This window comes from Streptomyces sp. NPDC032472, from assembly GCF_040636955.1.
Lineage (GTDB): Bacteria > Actinomycetota > Actinomycetes > Streptomycetales > Streptomycetaceae > Streptomyces.
Window position 1 is genome coordinate 1 of record NZ_JBEZVK010000197.1, and the last position, 1,683, is coordinate 1,683.

Here is a 1,683-nt window from a genome sequence, read left to right on the forward strand (position 1 = left end):
GTACTACGCGAACCTGATCCAGATCTGGGCGGCTTCGAAGTTTGGCGCCACCGTGGTTCTGGCGCCGCAGAGCGTCGGTCCGATCCGCTCCAGGCGCGGCCGGTGGTTTGCCGCAAAGGTGCTCGCCAAGGCATCCCTCATCTGCGTACGGGAAAGCGAGTCGTACCATTTTGTCGTCGAGACGCTCGCGTTGCCGGCAGCGCGAGTCGCCAGGACCGGCGATCTTGCCTTCTGGCATGCTGCGTCGCCGGCCGCGACCGCGTCGATGAAGGCGGAACTCGGAATCGATCCGGACGAGCCTTATAACGCGGTTTCGGTGATCGAATGGGCGTTTCCGCTTGCCGCCGACCAGGCGCAGGCCAAGGAACGGTATGTCCGCAGCCTGTGCGAACTGCTGAATATCCTGCACGACACGCTGGGCGTGCGGATCGTCATCGTCAACCAGGTCGCGGCCGATCTGCCGGTGGGCCGCGAGATCGCCGAGCGGTGTCGGGAATTCGTCATCCTGGATCAGAAAGACCGACCCGTGGCGGACGTCAGGAGCATCATCGCCGGCTCCTCGGTATTTCTGGGTAGCCGCTTTCACTCATGCATCTTTGGACTTTTGGCAGGACGGCCGCTCGTGGCGCTCTCCTACCTGCCCAAGACGAGCGGCATCATGACGGACCTGGGTTTGAGCGCCCGCGTATACGACATCGACGGTTTCAATGTGGATGAAATCGCGCGAACGATGATCGCCGACTATCGGGCGCCGTCGCGGGGGCAGGCGGAGATCGATCGCGCGGTAGAGCGCTATCGTCGCCTGTATCCGCGGTTTGCGGATCTTCTGCGGGAGGCCGCGTGACCGGGACGGCCGACTTCCATCCTGCGCAGGCGCCGGGCCATCAGGTCGGGTTCGTAACGGCGTCCGCGTCCAGAACCGCTGGCGGCCTGTTCGACGCGGTACGTGGCCTCGCACTCGCGCTGCCGTCCAACGGGTTCGTACCGCGCGTATTCGCACTGAACGACGCGAACACCAGGACCGACCTTCCGCAATGGCGCGGGACGCGGGTGACGACCCGTGACGCGGTCGGTCCCGCGATGTTCGGCTACTCCCCGGGCTTGCGCACTTCGCTGCTGGCATCCGATGCCCAAATCGTTCACACGCACGGAATCTGGATGCACCCTTCGGCGGATGTCGTCGCGTGGCATCGGCGTCGACGCAAGCCCTACATCATCTCGCCGCACGGCATGCTCGATCCATGGATCATGAAGCGTTCGAAACTGAAGAAGTGGGTCGCGCTCGCGGCCTATGAACACAGCCATTTGAATCGCGCCGCGTGCTTTCATGCACTGAATCGCGAGGAGGCGGATGCGATCCGGGCCGTGGGTCTGAAACAGCCGATCGCCATCGTGCATAACGGTGTGACGATTCCGGAGCTGGACAATCCCGGGTTGCCGTCCTGGTGGACCGGCGAACTGGCATCCCGGAAACTGCTGCTTTATTTCGGGCGGTTGCATCCCAAGAAGGGCGTGGAGAATCTGCTGAGCGCCTGGAAGGGGTGCGTCATGACGGATTCGATCAATGCGCGCTGGAACCTGATCGTCGGTGGTTGGGGGGATCCTTCCTACGTCGATAAATTGCGCGGCATGGTCAGCGAGGGCGTGAACGGCGACGGGGTCCATTTCATCGGTCCGCAATTC

Annotated in this window: 2 protein-coding genes; both read left to right on the forward strand. The window is 63.3% G+C overall.

The window, feature by feature from the left end:
- A partial coding sequence (locus AB0F11_RS38135) for a polysaccharide pyruvyl transferase family protein (protein ID WP_362184460.1) occupies positions 1-844 on the forward strand: 844 nt, incomplete at its 5' end.
- Positions 841-1,683, forward strand: an 843-nt coding sequence (locus AB0F11_RS38140) for a glycosyltransferase (protein ID WP_362184462.1), incomplete at its 3' end; no start/stop codon positions are given. The genes AB0F11_RS38135 and AB0F11_RS38140, both read left to right, overlap by 4 nt.